This window comes from Diplocloster agilis (assembly GCF_019042275.1).
GTDB lineage: Bacteria > Bacillota > Clostridia > Lachnospirales > Lachnospiraceae > Diplocloster > Diplocloster agilis.
The window spans coordinates 24,464-40,653 of the sequence record NZ_JAHQCW010000007.1; the positions used below are offsets into that span (position 1 = coordinate 24,464).

Annotated in this window: 13 protein-coding genes; 6 read left to right on the forward strand and 7 right to left on the reverse strand. The window is 42.4% G+C overall.

Translation table 11 applies throughout. The features are described 5' to 3' along the window. Window positions 1–19 precede the first annotated feature (19 nt). Window positions 20–3,403: an EAL domain-containing protein gene (locus KTH89_RS06000; protein WP_238721041.1), complete on the reverse strand. Its 3,384-nt coding sequence runs from the start codon at window positions 3,401–3,403 to the stop codon at window positions 20–22. A 319-nt stretch (window positions 3,404–3,722) separates the two neighbouring features. Here KTH89_RS06000 and KTH89_RS06005 point away from each other — a divergent pair, with 319 nt between their 5' ends. The 4 genes from KTH89_RS06005 (at window position 3,723) to KTH89_RS06020 (ending at window position 7,223) form a co-directional block, all read left to right on the forward strand. Further along, window positions 3,723–3,959 carry a DUF6061 family protein gene (locus KTH89_RS06005; protein WP_008400163.1) on the forward strand — a complete coding sequence of 79 codons (237 nt, stop codon included), beginning with the start codon at window positions 3,723–3,725 and terminating at the stop codon, window positions 3,957–3,959. A 707-nt stretch (window positions 3,960–4,666) separates the two neighbouring features. Further along, window positions 4,667–5,341 carry a response regulator transcription factor gene (locus tag KTH89_RS06010; RefSeq protein ID WP_044944580.1) on the forward strand — a complete coding sequence of 225 codons (675 nt, stop codon included), beginning with the start codon at window positions 4,667–4,669 and terminating at the stop codon, window positions 5,339–5,341. Further along, entirely contained in the window at window positions 5,329–6,651 is a 1,323-nt protein-coding gene (locus tag KTH89_RS06015; RefSeq protein WP_238721042.1) for a HAMP domain-containing sensor histidine kinase, read from the forward strand. Before KTH89_RS06010 ends, KTH89_RS06015 begins: the two co-directional genes overlap by 13 nt. A gap of 56 nt (window positions 6,652–6,707) precedes the next feature. Next, on the forward strand, window positions 6,708–7,223 hold the full coding sequence (locus KTH89_RS06020; RefSeq protein ID WP_238721043.1) for an immunoglobulin-like domain-containing protein: 516 nt from the start codon (window positions 6,708–6,710) through the stop codon (window positions 7,221–7,223). Between the two features lie 339 nt (window positions 7,224–7,562). Here KTH89_RS06020 and KTH89_RS06025 read toward each other — a convergent pair whose 3' ends face one another. The 4 genes from KTH89_RS06025 to KTH89_RS06040 all read right to left on the reverse strand — a co-directional run bounded on the left by KTH89_RS06025 (window position 7,563) and on the right by KTH89_RS06040 (window position 10,982). Then, window positions 7,563–8,309, reverse strand: a complete 747-nt coding sequence (locus KTH89_RS06025) for a DUF6040 family protein (protein ID WP_055156872.1) — start codon at window positions 8,307–8,309, stop codon at window positions 7,563–7,565. After that, window positions 8,248–9,969 carry a MobA/MobL family protein gene (locus KTH89_RS06030; RefSeq protein WP_238721044.1) on the reverse strand — a complete coding sequence of 574 codons (1,722 nt, stop codon included), beginning with the start codon at window positions 9,967–9,969 and terminating at the stop codon, window positions 8,248–8,250. Before KTH89_RS06030 ends, KTH89_RS06025 begins: the two co-directional genes overlap by 62 nt. 327 nt (window positions 9,970–10,296) lie before the next feature. Next, on the reverse strand, window positions 10,297–10,611 hold the full coding sequence (locus KTH89_RS06035; protein WP_006859028.1) for a hypothetical protein: 315 nt from the start codon (window positions 10,609–10,611) through the stop codon (window positions 10,297–10,299). 140 nt (window positions 10,612–10,751) lie between these two features. Then, window positions 10,752–10,982, reverse strand: coding sequence for a helix-turn-helix domain-containing protein (locus tag KTH89_RS06040; RefSeq protein WP_004843519.1), 231 nt, complete (start codon window positions 10,980–10,982; stop codon window positions 10,752–10,754). A gap of 171 nt (window positions 10,983–11,153) precedes the next feature. Between KTH89_RS06040 and KTH89_RS06045 the strand changes: the two genes are divergently transcribed. Both KTH89_RS06045 and KTH89_RS06050 read left to right on the forward strand, forming a co-directional pair. After that, the gene (locus KTH89_RS06045; protein ID WP_118280429.1) at window positions 11,154–11,783 is read left to right on the forward strand and encodes a helix-turn-helix domain-containing protein; all 630 of its coding nucleotides are present in this window, start codon (window positions 11,154–11,156) and stop codon (window positions 11,781–11,783) included. Window positions 11,784–11,869: 86 nt separating this feature from the next. Continuing rightward, window positions 11,870–13,165 carry a tyrosine-type recombinase/integrase gene (locus KTH89_RS06050; protein WP_008400148.1) on the forward strand — a complete coding sequence of 432 codons (1,296 nt, stop codon included), beginning with the start codon at window positions 11,870–11,872 and terminating at the stop codon, window positions 13,163–13,165. Between the two features lie 119 nt (window positions 13,166–13,284). Here the strand turns inward: KTH89_RS06050 and KTH89_RS06055 are convergent, their stop codons facing one another. Both KTH89_RS06055 and KTH89_RS06060 read right to left on the reverse strand, forming a co-directional pair. Beyond that, window positions 13,285–15,213, reverse strand: a complete 1,929-nt coding sequence (locus KTH89_RS06055; protein ID WP_238721045.1) for a sensor domain-containing diguanylate cyclase — start codon at window positions 15,211–15,213, stop codon at window positions 13,285–13,287. 147 nt (window positions 15,214–15,360) lie between these two features. Continuing rightward, complete coding sequence (locus KTH89_RS06060; protein WP_238721046.1) at window positions 15,361–15,990, reverse strand: uracil-DNA glycosylase family protein; 630 nt, start codon at window positions 15,988–15,990, stop codon at window positions 15,361–15,363. Window positions 15,991–16,190: the final 200 nt, after the last annotated feature.

Consider the following 16,190-nt stretch of genomic DNA (forward strand, 5'->3'; position numbering starts at 1 on the left):
TTCCCTGCATATGTATTCGTTATTTTTCAGTATATCCAATATGTCCATAATTTTCAAGCAGATTTACCATATACATCTGCTCAAATTCAGCCAGCGGCACCGGTTTATTCAGGTAATATCCCTGAATATAGCCGCATCCCAGTTCCCGCAGAATGTCCAGCTGTTCTGCGGACTCCACGCCCTCCGCCACGCTTTGGATGCCCAGCTCTTTGCACAGATTGAGGAAATGTTTTACCACTATCCTGGTATTGTCGCTGGAAAACAGGCCGTGGATCAGGCTTTTATCCAGCTTTAATTCGTGTAACGGCAGCACCGACAGGATAGCGATATTACTGTACTGGGCTCCAAAGTCATCCAGAGACAGCCGGAAACCGTGTTCTATGATCCGCTGCCCGATCTGTACCAGAGTCTCCCGTTCCATCTCGCCGAAGCTTTCCGTTATCTCGATCTCTATGTATTCCTTCGGCACCTGGTATTTTTCCCAGATCTCCTCTACCTGCTCGGTCAGGTTCTCCTCCAAAAGTGTAGAACGGGAGAAATTGACCGAGATCATAAGAAGCGGTCTTCCCTGATCCATCCAGCTTTTCAGGGTTTCGCAGACCCGCCCGAACATGTACAGATCTACCGCATAGATCATGCCTTCCCGCTCCAGCTGCGGGATAAATTTATCCGGCCCGATGATACCCAGCCGTTCGTCCTCAAAGCGCACCAGAGCTTCCGCGCCGCTGACGCGTCCGCTTGAGATCTCCGCTTTTGGCTGCAGATACATTTTGAAGAGTCCCTGTTGGATAACTTTCTTCAATCCTTCCATTCGGTGGGGATTGTATCTGCCGCTTTCCCGCTCTTCCCTTTTATAGAAATTCTGCTTCGCAATCACCATGCGCTCATCCGCGTGGGCAACCAGACGGTCCAGACGGATCTCCGTATCCGCCCAGGCGTAGCCGATGGAAACACCCATGGCATAGCTTTCCGCCACTTTCATGCGCACTAACTCGATGCGCTCCCGAAATACCTCTCTTGTAAGGTTTTCCGACACCACCATGAATTCATCGCCCGCGAACCGAAAGACTTGGCTGTCATAAAATTGGTTTTTTAGAATATCCGCCGTCTGTTTCACCAGACGGTCGCCCGCGTCATGTCCATAGGCAATATTGACTTTCTTGAGCCCGTTGATATCCGCAGACAGCACGCCCAGAGAGATCAGCGTATCTTCTTTCAGGGAAGTGCTGTATTGGATATAACTGTTCCGGTTCAAAAGATTGGTCAGCACATCGTGGTATCCCAGATATTCCTGGTCTTGCTGCATATTCCGCTTGACCATCTCGTTGATCACAAAATGTTTTACGGAATCCAGCAGATCAAAGTCCATCCGATTCTTTCCCGGATTCTCAATTCCAAGGCAGCCCGTAATCTCGTTATCTGCCTGCAGCACCACCGCCTGAATGGAATGGACTCCGTTTTCCTTCAGCCGCCTATATTCGTCGGGAAAATTTTCTTTGAGTTCTTCGATATTCTCGCAGGCCAGTTTATTATTGCTTATAAACCACTTGTGCCAGGTCCCCGCTCTGTCCGGGGGCAGCTGTTTCTTTCTTGTTCTCTTGCGGTCGGAGGGGAACATATAGAACTGTTTCCATTCCTCCGCGCCTGATTCAAATTCCACCAGGAAGGCGCAGTCCGCGCCGTAATAGCCGGCAAGCTGCCTTAATACGCTGTCAATCGCCCGCTCAAAATCCTTGGAGGTCATCAGCGAGAACGCGCACCTTAACAGCACTTCCTGCATATCTTTGTTTTCATAAAAGGTAACCCGGCTGTCCTCCCAGTCCTTTGCCGGTTTTAACTTCCAATTTTTCTCTGACAGCTTTTCCGAATAAATCAGGCATCTGGAATCCTCTTTTTCCGCTGCTTCCAGGGCAATTCTGGCTCTTAGATACAGGTTTTGAAGGTCTGTATAAGCTCCGTATGTATAGGCGATTCCGGTGGTTACAACGGCGTCAATGGGTATTTTGGCAAACAGATAGGGCGTCTTGATCGTCTTTCGGACCTCCCTGACCATATCCATGATTTCCCGCTCCGGCTTGTCACCGGCCAGCAGGATATCCAGCTCATCCATACCGAATCTTCCCATGACCTGGGGTGCGCCAAATACCAGCTTTAATTGACCGCTTAACTCTTTCATCACGTCGTCTGCCATGAGGTAACCGCCTCTTCCGGCAAGTTCTTCATAGGTGTCCAGCCGAAAGACCAGCAGCTGCTGCCGCTCTTGATCTTCCGCTCCTTTGCGGATGGCCTCTTTCATCATACTCATAGCGGTTTCTTTATTATAAACCCCTGTATCCGGATCTTTCTGGGCCTTTTTATTTAGAGACAGCTCCATATTTTTCTGAGCGTCTATATCTCGCACCATGCCGTAAGCATACAGGTCTCTGGTAATCGCATCCGGCACCAGTTTTACATGGTAATTTACCCAGTACATTCTGCCCTTGGAATTTTTAAAACGGTAATCCATCGATACCGTGGTGTGGCCGCTGGCGTAGGAGGTTCTTAACGCCCCTCTGGACATAGAACCTAAGAACCGTTTCCGGTCGTCCGGATTTACAATCTCTTCCGAAACCATCTGCAGCATTTCCTCATAGGTCATATCTCCCTGACATATATAATCAGGATACTGCTCACTTTTCAGATCTTCCACCCGGTTCTCTGTCAGGTTGACCTGGCTGACCCAGACCACTCCGTCCGATAAGATATGCATCGCCCGAAGTTCTTCCTGGTATTTGATCTCCGCTTCCTTGATCTGCGTTATATTTTCGCCGACGCCAATCGCCCGAACAGGCCGTCCCACTTCATCGAATATGGTAAGATACCGGATTCTCACCCACTGCCATTGGGAATCCCCGTCCGCGCGGGCCCTGATCTCCTGCTGTACCGCCCTTTTTCCATCTTTTAGCTCGGCATACAGTTTCCGAACCGTTTCCACACTCTCCGGATGAACCAGCCCCATATCGATCAAAGATTCCGGTATCCGCTCCAGACAGCGCTGGCTGTCATTCTTTCCTCTGGTGCTTTTGGCCAGGACCAGCACATCTTTTTGCAGATCATATTCCCACACGCTCAGCTTTATCTGCTGCGGGACGGCCATATAACGCATGTCACTGTTGCGTTCAGATTCTTTTTTCTCCTTGTATCTGGTAATGTCGTAGCTGTTGACCAGGCATACCTTCCTGCCGTCCGCCCACTGTATATAAGACGCCGTGGTTTCCGTCCACTTTTTCACGTTCGGATGGTACAGCTCTTTTGTCACGAACTGCTGGTCCTGGCGAAGCTCCGCCATGGGACAATCCTGACACGGCCGTTCCATCCCCCTTATGGACCGGTAACACAGCTCCCCTACCTTAAGCCCTTTCATAGCGCAGCGCATATTGCTGTTGACAAATACCAGTTGATATTTCACTTATTTTAGGAAATTTAATAACTGTTATATTTGATTATCAAATTCCTCACAAACCCTTGAAAATACTAAGTTTGTAGCAAGTGAACTTTCCCTTACTCTTTCCCTTGTATTATATTCTCTCATTGGTTTTCATGAACCTTAATATGGGAAAAATTAAGGGAAAGAAAAATTCGTACATAGTATAACATATAACAATAACGACATGGTGAACTGAATGAAATGTTTTCGATATTTAACCCTGTAAATGATTATTAAAAAATGGAGATAAGATACAATGAGAACAATTTATGCAGAATACAACATAAACCACGATAGTATTGATGTTTACACAAGTGCCGGATATATGCTTCGCATTAATTGTTGGGAAGCTGAAAAAAATTTAAAAACCACATATGGATCAGAATGTGCGCTTACTTCATTGGCTGTGGATGAGCCTTTGGAATATGCAAGATTATATCTTGATGGCAATTTACAGATGTGGGTGGATGCAGAAGATTCACTTGAATTATAGGCAATTTAAACAAAAGTTTATATCTGATTTTCGATTATCCATATGAACACTTTACTTTCAAGCATTTTGAGAAATATAGAAAAACGCTAATTTTACCACTAATAAATGAGCCTTGATATGACACTAAAAACAATATGGGAGATAGCACAATATCTGTGTATCTCCCGTTTTTCATTTTTGTAATATAATTACTTCACTCTAATTTTTATATTTTCTTATTTTTCAATAATCATAGGACTTATTTCTAAATCTGCCATAGACTGCTTTGTTTGGTATGGCTTTCGGGATATGATTACACACATCATAGTGTGGATAGTAATAGTGAATATTCCGGTCTTGGTGTCCATGCTGTCCGGTGGTTAGGAAACCGATTGGCAATTATCCAGAATACAAGAAATCTCACCAATATAAAGCCGGCTAACGCCCCGCAAAGCGGCTTTGGGCTTGACATAGGCTCAATTTCTTATGAATGGTAGTTAAGCCAATCAAAGGTGGTTTCCGTATCCGGAATATAGGTTTCCACTGCACCGGAATCACGGTTTCTTGACGCAAGAATATTCAATAGAGCATAAAACATGTAGAGTAAGGTTGCTACAACTCATATTGCCATATATAATATCTAATGACATCGAAAATTAAAGAAATTGATTAGAAATAGATTTTTGTTTGATAATCTTAAATCAGATATTCACAATGGAGGCATATTTATGGCGCAGAGTATTTTAATTGTAGACGATGAAAAAGAAATTGTATCAATGCTGTATTGCTATTTCAGCAAACTTGGATATACGGTATATACTGCAACAGCAGGAAATGCTGCATTAAAAGAAGTAGAAAAAAAACCTGACATTATTTTGTTAGATGTCAATATGCCAGATATAGATGGATTTACTGTTTGCGAAAGGATACGGGATTATGTTTCATGCCCTATAATTTTTTTAACAGCACGCATTGAAGATAGTGATAAAATAAAAGGATTTTCTATTGGCGCAGACGACTATGTAATAAAACCATTTTCTGTTGATGAATTAGAAGCTCGCATTGCAGCACATCTTCGCAGAGAAAAAAGACACAATATATCTTCAAAGGTGCAATTTGATGAAGATATGGTTATAGATTATTCCTCACGTATTGTGTTTTATCATAATAAGGATATGGCTTTTACCAAAAAGGAATTTGATATAATATCTTTCCTTTCGCAAAACAAAGGAATTGTTTTTGACCGGGAAACTATTTATGAAAAAGTTTGGGGATTAGACGGCATTGGTGATAATACAGTTGTTACAGAACATATCAGACGTATTAGGGCAAAATTTTTATCTTTAGGCGATAGACCTTACATTGAAACTGTTTGGGGGTGCGGATATAGATGGAAAAATTAAAGAGAAGCAGATTGTTCAATCGGTTAAATAGCATGAGTATTAGAATGTCCTTTGTTCTTTATGCTTTGTTTTCGTTGTTGATTGGAATAATTATTTGTATACTTTTAATTTCAATGGTTGACAGATACAGAATAAATTTAAACTATAAGTATGAAAATCTGTCAACGAGGTATGATATACCGGAAAATGGCTCATTTACCGCCACTTATAGTAATGACCAAACAAAATACACAATATTTGACACAAAAGGAAACGAGATATGCAAGTTCAATGTTGATTATCAAAAAGAACGCCCAGTACACGAATATGTCTATCCGAACCATGTTTCATATATCGAAGTTTTACCTAATTTTACAAACCGGGATAGGCTTATTGACAGTGCTTTAGGTTCATTAAATATTGCAATTATTCCTATCGTATTATCTATTAGTATGATATGTTGTGTAACATTTTTTTATAAAAAAAAATTATCAAAACCCATTAAGCTATTAACTAATGCGTATCATAAAATTGAAGCAAATGACTTAGATTTTACGTTATCATATCCATTAAATGATGAAATGGGGAAACTTTGTCATGCCTTTGAAAAAATGAAAGACTGTTTGTCGAAAAATAATGAAACTATGTTTCGACAATTTGCTGAACAGCGCCGTCTAAATGCTGCTTTTTCGCATGACTTACGCACTCCTTTGACTTTACTAAAGGGTCATGCTACTATGCTGCTTTCCTTTATTCCCAAAGGCTTAGTATCACAACAAGAAATATTAGATGAAATATCAGTAATGTCAAAAAATATTTCACGTCTTGAAGAATATGTAAATGCTATGACGAACTTATACAGGTTAGAGGATATTGATATTCCACGACAACAGATTACATTTCATTCACTTATTGATAATTTTAATAACACAGCGGAAGCACTTTGTTATGACAAACATTTTTCAATTACTGCAAGCGGTGATAATATAACCTTGTTTATCAATTTAGATACAGTCATGCAGATTTATGAAAATTTACTCTCTAATAGTATTAGATATGCAAAAAGTGATATTGCTATTAGCGTAGTAATAGAGAATAATAATTTGGTTATATCTGTTTCAGACGATGGTTGCGGGTTTAAAAATATTGAGATTGAAAAAGCAACATTACCATTTTATAAATCATCGAAAGATATATCTACTGAACATTTGGGGTTAGGGCTGAATATTAGTAAGATTTTAAGTGAAAGACATGGCGGAAATATCCAAATTGCTAATAATAAAGCAGGGGGAGCATGTGTTACAGTGAAAATAAATTGCAATGAAAGTTGATTGAAAATAGACATTTTATTGCTATTATAAATTTAAAAGAAAGGAGATAATGACAAATGAAAAAAATAATATGTATGTTTCTAACTTTATTGCTATTGGTGTGTATTGTTGGGTGTAGTCAAACAAAGGACAGTGATAATCATGTAGTACAAGATTATTCCGAAGAATATGAGGTTTCTCCTTATGGAAGTGAAGAAGCACTTGACACTTTGGACGATTTGAAAATTTCAATGAGTGCAGAAAAGGATTTAGACTTAAAGCACCTTACATTTCTAATAGAAAATACTTCTGATAAAGAATACCTATATTCACCAAATTATTTTGAAATAGAAACTGAACAATCCGGCACTTGGTATCAACTTGAACAGCTTGATGACCCTTCAAAGAGCAATGAAAAGGATTGTTTTATTAAGCCTAACGAACGATTAACATTAGAAATTGATGTTAAAAGTTTTTATGGAGAATTGCCTGCTGGACACTATCGTTTGATTAAACAATTTGCGTTCTTTGAAAGTGAAAGAGATTGGGATTACGATACATATAATTTATCTTGCGAATTTACGATAAGGTAAAAATTCTCTACTTCATAAGCATGAAAAAAAACCGCTTATGAAGTAGAAAGTTCTCATGCCGTTTTCTTTTGTAAAAATGAGAATACGGAGGGTGTGTTAAAGTCACCCTTTTTCAAGGATACGGTGGTATCAAGGAGGTATTGCCATGTCCTTTTTTATGTACCATGTGGAGCATATTTATGTCTAGGAAGAAATACAGTAAAGCATTCAAACTAAGGCTTTAAAAAAAGCATAATGAAACAGGCATATCCTACTAGAAATTGGAAAAGGATAATATAAAAGCAGGGGACGATGTGTGTTTTTATCCCCTGCTTTTATACGTTTTTTATCATATTTTGATCAATATAGCTTGGTATTTAACTGATTTTTCAAATAACATCTAAGTCCAACATATACTCCTTGCGAAAGTACAAAAAGCAATAGAAGATTTACTGACAGTGTTTTTTTGATGGATTCTCCAAAATAAATGATGACAGCAGCACTTGTCAGTATCATCAGTAGAGTAATAAAATCCCAACAGTTTTTCTTATATAATTCTATAACCTTTATTTCTATCAGTATCACCAGTATCCCTGTTCCTGCTACGCATATTCCGACAACCAATATCAGCAATAACCAATATATGATTCCGGCTATAAACGCATTTGGAATTTTGGTACTAATCTGTGCCGCAGAATGTCCGGCAGCAATCGTCCATCCGATAAAAGTTTGTATGAATGACGCTGCATCATGGAAGAATGATTTACAATCGGAAAGGAACACATCTGACTGTACTGCCTGAAAAAGAGTGGTTGTCAGCGAATACCATGCAAGAAGGAACAAGGTTGTTTGGAATATTACCGTTTTTGCTTTATACTGTCCTGCAAGTCGCTCTTTTTGTGTTTCGTATTTCGCTTTTTCATTCTGATAGGCTGTCCGGTCACAGGCTTCACATTTTTCATAGAGTACCGGCTTTTCTACCGGTATCTCTACGATTTTCTGATGTGTCCGGGCATAATCCCGTTGTTGTGTTAAGCATCGTATTTTATCTTGACATTCCCCTATCGTGACGTTTGCGCTTCGCAGCTTCTCTTTCTCGATCTGCAATGCTCTGTCTGCCAGCTTCAAGTCGTTCTTTAATGCTTGAATATTCCCGGCTCTGTTCTCTTTGTTTAATTTCTCGTTCAAGGTCAGAGATTCGCTGAGCTGCGTCTTCAGTTTCACGATAAGCTGGTCTTTCTGTTCCAGTTCTTCTTGTATCTCCTCGGTCAAGAGCAGAAGTTCTTCCAACTGTTCGGCGTTCTTTGATTCTCTGGATTCGTTCATCTATATCACGTCCTTTCCTTATTTGCTGTTCCAGTTCAGCAATTCGGTGTTCTGTTTCAGCAATAAACTGTTTTCGCTGTTCAGATTCTGTGCCAATTTCTGCCATTGCTGATTTTCGTTTTCCAAAAGTTCTATCTTCGTTTTCTGTTCTTCCATCTTGGAAAGCAGTTCCTCGGTATTTGGCAAAATGTTGAGCAGCTCGGATAACTCGCTGTTTAATTTTTGCAATTTCTGATTCTGTTCCTGCATAAGAGAGAGTTGGGTGTCCCGCTTCTGCATTTCCAGAATCATTTCTGTCATTAAGGTCTGCTGTTCTTCGATTTGCCCAATCATGGACTCCATTAAGGGTATAATTTCCCGGCTTTCTTCTAATGTCATTTAATCGCTCCTTCCATAATGATAATGCACCCGATACTTTTCCAAAGGTGTCCAGTATCTTTTGCAATAACGTGTTTTGTTGTTTTATGATTTGATTTTCCGCTACTTTCCACGAACCTTTTATTTCCTGCCCGACAAGAAACCTTTGTTCAATCTTTCTTGCGTCAGCACCTTCATGGATGGTAGGAATCTGGAGTTTTCCCTGTTTTTCATAAGAACGGTGATCGACCTGATTATGCAAAGAAAGATGTTCATTACACACCTTTGCCCACTCACTCCGCCATAGTTCACAATTTTTTGGATTGTTCCATCCAGTAGCATCGGTCAGCACCCGTTTCCATTGCAGGCGGTTTCTTGCACCAATCTTCTGAATTCCGTTTTCGTCTAATACAGGGATACGGATTCCATGACGGTCAGCGTTTTTCTTATCCTGCCACCAGTTCGGATGGGATTCATCAATCACGATATTTCCGTTTTTATCTCTGACAAAATCCCAATCCTTGACTTCTTTCTTTCCCCAAGAATGATCCGGGTTAAAAGGACGCATAGTCAAAAGCAGATGGACATGGGGGTTGCCAACCCCTTTATCGTGGATACTCCAATCAGCGCACATTCCTCTATCTACAAAAGTTTTTTGGATATAGTCAGTTGTATATTGAATTTGTTCCTGTCTGTTCCATTCTTTGGGAAGGGCAAATTCAAATGACCTGCCAAGTTGGGCATCCGCACTTTTTTCAATCTTCAATACCTCATTCCATAACCTCTGTTTCTGAAATGTGATTTTAAATTTTTCTAAAGCAGCTTCTTTATCTGCTGACCTTTTGTATCGGACAGATTTTTGAAAGCGTTTTATATTTTCTTCTGGTACTATCTGCCATTCAGGAGGTGCGTTTTCACACATCATCAGCCGGGTGTAGACCACTTCTTTTTTAGAAGTGTAATAACTGATTCTCCCGGTTTCTTCGTTTTTCATCACATCCCCATTGAGATATGCGGAAGCGGAGATAACAGATTTCCCTTTACTTCGTCCGACTATTTTGATTGTGTAATGAAAAATCGCCATGTCTGGATTCCTCCTTTCTGCACATCCGGCATAGATTTCCGGCAACATTGCTTTCAGTTTTAGAAAAAGCAGTATTGCCGGAACGCCCTCTGCGTAAGGGTGCCCTGCGCATAGCAGCCTGCATGGAATGTGCCCCTCTGGCGAAGAGTGCCTCCTGCGGCATGAGCAGGTCTGGCTGAAAGCCCCGCCGACGGAACGAGCCCGGCAAGCGTGAGCGCAGACCGGTTGCCACTTGTGGCAAACTTATTGGGACGACCTCTGGTTGTCCATAAGTGCGCCCTTCATGAAAAAGCAATGAAGGGAATGAAAAACTCATCCCCTCCGCCATTACACTTCCTCCATATCGGTATTTGTTTCTTTCTGCATTGCCTTTGAGAAAAATTTCCCATTGGCTTCCTGCTTTTTCAGAAAACCAATCAGCTTTGGGATATCTTCCTCCTCAATAGGCGCACCAAGAACGGATTCCACCGCACCGCCAACCTGACAGAGCCTATGGGTTCGTTTTTTACTTTCTTCGGCTTTCTTTCGTTTTAGAAGTTCTTTCTTCTGTGCTGCATATCGTTTTGCTTTTTCAAGGCTTTCCTGTTCCTTCTTTTCCATTTCAAGCATTCGTTCTTCATAACTTTTTGTCGATTTTGCCATTATTACATTCCCCTTTCTTTTGCAAACATAAGTTCTCGGTTGCGTATCAGAAGAAGCACATGGTATAATCTTCTTGCGTGTAGGTATATCATGGCTTCGGTCTGATAGAACCTTTGGCGGTTTCTTCGGAAGCCGCCTTTTTAATTTGCCGCAGTTCTTGTTACGGCTTTTACATTTCCTCTATCCCTCAAATCACGACCTTCATTCGCTTCCATAAACATTTCCAGAATATCGGTTTTAATCAGGACTTTGCGACCAACCTTTAATACTGGAAGTTTCTTCCATTCGACAAGCTGTCTTAAGGTGTTTCTGCCGATTCCCGTATAGTCGGCAGCTTCTTCGATGGATAATGCAATTTTTCTTTGCGTCATATAATCACCTCCTTATAAATTGCATTATGCAATTATTGTGATGTAAGTATATCTTTTTTACATCTTTTTGTCAAGCGTTACGAAATATTAAAAATAATCTCTGCATTGCATATTGCAATTATAGAGAAACAATGCTATAATTCATACATACCGAAAAAGGAGGCAGTCAGCATGAAAGATAAAGAACTACGCAAGTTGATAGGCAGCAGAATAAAACAGCGCCGTCTGGAATTGAATCTGACACAGCCTTATGTCGCAGAGAAGATGGGAGTTACCGCTTCTACAATCCTGCGTTATGAGAATGGTTCGATTGACAATACGAAAAAAATGGTGCTGGAAGGTCTTTCGGAAGCACTTCATGTATCTGTGGAATGGCTCAAAGGGGAAACAGATGAATATGAAACCGACATTACGGATAAGAGAGAGTTACAGATTCGTGATGCGATGGGAGATATTCTGGAACAGTTACCACTTGCCCTTACAAAAGAAGAAGATGCTTTTTCAAAAGATTTATTACTGCTGATGTTAAAACAATATGGTCTGTTTTTGGATTCCTTTCAGTTCGCCTGCAAAAACTTCAAGGGAAATGCTGGTCAGACGGATATTGCCAAAACAATAGGGTTTGAATCGAATGAGGAATATAATGAGATTATGTTCTTAAGGGAAATCACTCCTACCATCAATGCTCTTAATGAGATGGCAGACGTTGTAAGGCTCTATTCCAAGAAACCAAAAACAGCAGAACAAAGGCTTGCAAATCTTTTATCAGAAGTCTTATACGAAGATTCCGAATCGGTATAGTAAGACAACCGGAGTTATGATATACTTACACGCACGAAGCATTTCATCAGTTCCGATTGTCTAATATCGAAAGGAGACATACGATTATGGCAAAAGGATCTGTAAGAAAAAAAGGAAAGAAATGGTACTACCGCTTCTATGTAGAGGACGCAAGCGGCAATCTTGTCCAGAAAGAATGCGTTGGAACAGAAAGCAAAAGTGAAACTGAAAAGCTGCTCCGTCAGGCAATGGATGATTATGAGAAAAAGAAATTTGTTGCCAAAGCGGAAAATCTCACAGTCGGACAACTTCTGGATGTGTGGGCAGAGGAGGAATTAAAAACAGGTACGCTCAGCAATGGTACGGTGGAGAATTACCTCGGAACAATCCGAAATATTAAGAAACACCCATTGGCAGAACGGAAATTAAAAAATGTAACCTCTGAGCATTTGCAATCCTTCTTTGATTTGCTTTCCTTTGGGGGAGTTCATCCCGATGGAAAAGAGAGAAAGGGTTACAGCAAAGATTACATCCATTCTTTTTCCGCAGTCATGCAGCAGTCCTTCCGCTTTGCAGTATTTCCAAAACAGTATATTACGTTCAATCCCATGCAGTATATTAAACTGCGGTATCAGACGGACGAAGTTGATTTGTTTTCGGATGAGGACATGGACGGAAATATCCAACCAATTTCACGAGAAGATTATGAAAGACTGCTTGCGTATCTTCAAAAAAAGAACCCAGCCGCAATACTTCCAATCCAGATAGCCTATTATGCAGGGCTTCGTATTGGAGAAGCCTGTGGTTTGGCATGGCAGGACGTAAATCTGGAAGAACAATGCCTTACCATAAGACGCAGCATCCGATATGATGGCTCAAAGCGCAAATATATCATCGGACCAACCAAGCGGAAAAAAGTGAGGATTGTTGATTTTGGAGATACGCTGGTAGAGATTTTCCGCAATGCCCGGAAAGAGCAGTTAAAAAATCGAATGCAGTACGGAGAACTTTATCACACGAACTACTACAAAGAGGTCAAAGAGAAAAACAGAGTGTACTACGAATATTATTGCTTAGACAGAACAGAGGAAGTCCCAGCAGATTATAAAGAAATTTCTTTCGTCTGTTTAAGACCAGATGGTTGTCTGGAACTTCCAACTACTTTGGGGACTGTTTGCAGAAAAGTGGCAAAAACATTAGAGGGATTTGAAGGCTTTCATTTCCACCAGTTACGTCACACCTATACAAGCAACCTTTTAGCAAATGGAGCTGCCCCAAAAGATGTGCAGGAACTGTTGGGACACTCAGATGTCAGTACCACAATGAACGTCTATGCTCACTCCACAAGAGATGCGAAACGAAAATCGGTTCGGCTTCTTGATAAAGTGGTGGGCAATGACTAAAAAATTTCCCTTATTTCCCTTGTGATTATCTCATAAGGGCAAAAATAAGGGAAACTACATATCATTTCACTAATGGACAGGCGGGAAAGCCTATAAAATGGGGAAAGTTAGAGGAATAATTATATAAATTCCAGTTTATAGGTTTCCGGATCTATACTGTAGATGCAGGTGGTCACCCTCTTGAGAAGCCGTTCGGAAAATGTCTGCTGCCTTCGGATCTCCTCCTGCCGTCTGGCCCGCATCAGAAACAGGCTGATCGTCTGTGAAATCAGTGACAGCGCATCCTTCTCTTCCAGAGAAGCCCGTCTCTTCTTCCGGCAGTCCTCGAATCCGATCACTGCCACCACGCGGTGGTTCTCAATCAGCCTGCAGATCAGCGTCGACACCACTCCCCGTCTGACCAGCCAGTCTTTAAACTCACCTTCCGGTAAAATCTCCACATCCTCACAGGAATATATCTGATTCTGATCGAACTCCATCGGCCTCTGCACATATTCAAACACATCCTGTTCGTCTTTCATAGATGGTATCCCGGTATTGCACCACTCGAACGTATTCCGCGCCATACCCGGGCCGTCTGTGATTTCCAGAATGTACAGCCGGCTCTCATCGAAAATTTTGCCGATCAGATCCAGCAGCACCGGCAGACCTTTATCCACGTCCTCATTTTCATAGAAAATACGGAATACATACTCGATGATATTATCGCGGAAATTCTTCTGAATCCCCGGCCTCTCCTCATCCGGTTCCTCTTTCCTGTGTATCGGAAGCTCCAGGGCCTTTTGTTCATTGTAAACGGACAGCTGGTTTTTTCCGCTGTGTTTGGCATAGTACATAGCCGTATCGGCCCTGGAAAACAGGCTTAGGTAATCCTGCCCGTCCTTCGGATAAAACGCGATCCCGATACTTCCCGTTATCTCATACTGGATATGGGCCTCCCCGATAGACCGGTGAAAGATCCTCCCGATCCGCCGCGCCACATGAAGCGCAGTCTCCTCATCGGGAATCTTGGTCAGGAATACCACAAATTCATCCCCGCCTACCCGGCCGATGATATCACCGGATCTGGACATTTTCTTCAGGTGATAACCCATATCGCCCAGCACGGCGTCTCCGTACACATGTCCCAGAGTATCATTGACGCCTTTAAAATTATCCACGTCTATCACCAGGAACGCCGCCAGCCCGTCATAATCATTCAGATAATCATTGATCAGGCTCTCCGTGGCTCCCCGGTTATATAAGCCGGTCAGAGTATCCCGCATGGCCTGTTCCTGCGCGAAGAAAACTTTCCGCTTCTGCTCGTCGATATCGGAGATCATCCCGATCACCTTTTGCAGCTTCTCATTTTCATCTCTTATCGCAGACGCCGTAATCCTGCACCAGATAAAACTTTCATCCGCTTTCCTGATCCGGTATTCGCCAACCGCCTCCGGAAATCCGTCCTCGATCTTCCGGAAATGGCTGCGGAACAGTTCTTCGTCGTCGGGATAGATAATCCCCATCTCCAGCACCTTATACGGAAAATTGTCCGCCGGGGGGATATACCCGAACTTTTTTTCAAAAGTAGGAGCATAAAAAATCTCCCGGGTCTCATAGTTCCATTCATAGATAACGTCCTGAGTCATAGACAGAATGAGATCATAGCGCCTTTCACTGATTTCCATTCTGGACTGGGCTTGTTTCTGCCGGGTAATGTCATGAAACATGCAATAAAAATACGGCTCCTCACCCTCCCGGGTAACGAACTCACAACTGATCCAGATCCATTTTACCTCACCGCTTTTACAGACCAGCCGATTTTCATTTTCAACCACATTTCCCTTTTTTAGCTGTTCACTCGCGGTTCTGCACAGCGGTTCCAGATCTTCCGGATAAATCACGCACGCCAGCTGATTGTCAAACAGCTCCCGGAACTCCTCCCTTGTGTATTCCAGAAACTGAAACAATCCGTCATTCGCATATATTACGGTCCAGCCAGGATCATTTTTACACTGAAAAATCCCACCAGGAGTTATCCTGAAATTTGTCCTGTCCTGATCCTTCAAATTACTTCCTCCTTAGTCCGGCATTCCGACAATGCCGCCGCTCTCCCGTCCTTTTTCTTCTCTGTTTTATTGTATAACATCGACCGGTAAATGTATAGAATCTTTTGTCTTTTTGACAGAGGGGCGGGGGGAGCGGCTGCGGAGGAGCTACCGCGGCAGGTTCAGGACCTGATGAATGACCCGGCGGATTTCCCTGATCCGGTACTTAAGGAAATCCGGATTGTCACGAAACCATTTGATGTTCAGCGGGGAGGGATGTGGGAGAACATAGGCCGGTTTTCCCCTCAGTGTAAGATTCTCAAATACCAGACCGGTAAATCCCCTGTTCGGGAAAAAGAATTTAGCCGCCGCGCCTCCGACTAACAGGTAAATTTCATTGTTTACCAGCCCCACCTCCCGGTCCAGCCAGGTTTTGGCGCATAGGGCCGGAGGCATACGGTCGCCTCCCGAGGCGTTTTTTCCGGGATAGCAGTGCCCCACGGACACGATATAAAAATTATGGACATCGTAAAACTCTTCATCCGTAATCTCATACCACTCTCTTCTTAACTTCTGCCCGCTCAGATCATGGAAGGGAATCCCGGTCTCATGCACGCTTTTGCTTGGGGCCTGGCTGATCTGCATGATTTTAGAATCCGCACTTCCCCAGACGATAGGATTCGGCTCGAATCCAAAACGCTCCCGGCATAAACGGCAGCTTCTGATCTCATCCCGCAGCAGTCCCCAGTCTCCCTCATCGCTATCCCGTTTTTCCATCAACGCATTCTCTCTTTTCATTTTAACAACTCCATACTCTCTGTTATCTGTTAGTAATCCCCAAAATTCCAAGCCATATTCTTATCGGAATTCCGGGAAGATGCCGTTTAAGTACACCGGTCCGGCGCTTAAGAAGGCTTTCCGGGTCTTTCTCAGGTTTGGGTATGCCCGCTGCGCAGGGCCCGGAGCATCCCGGGATACCGATGCGCACTCGGGCCCTG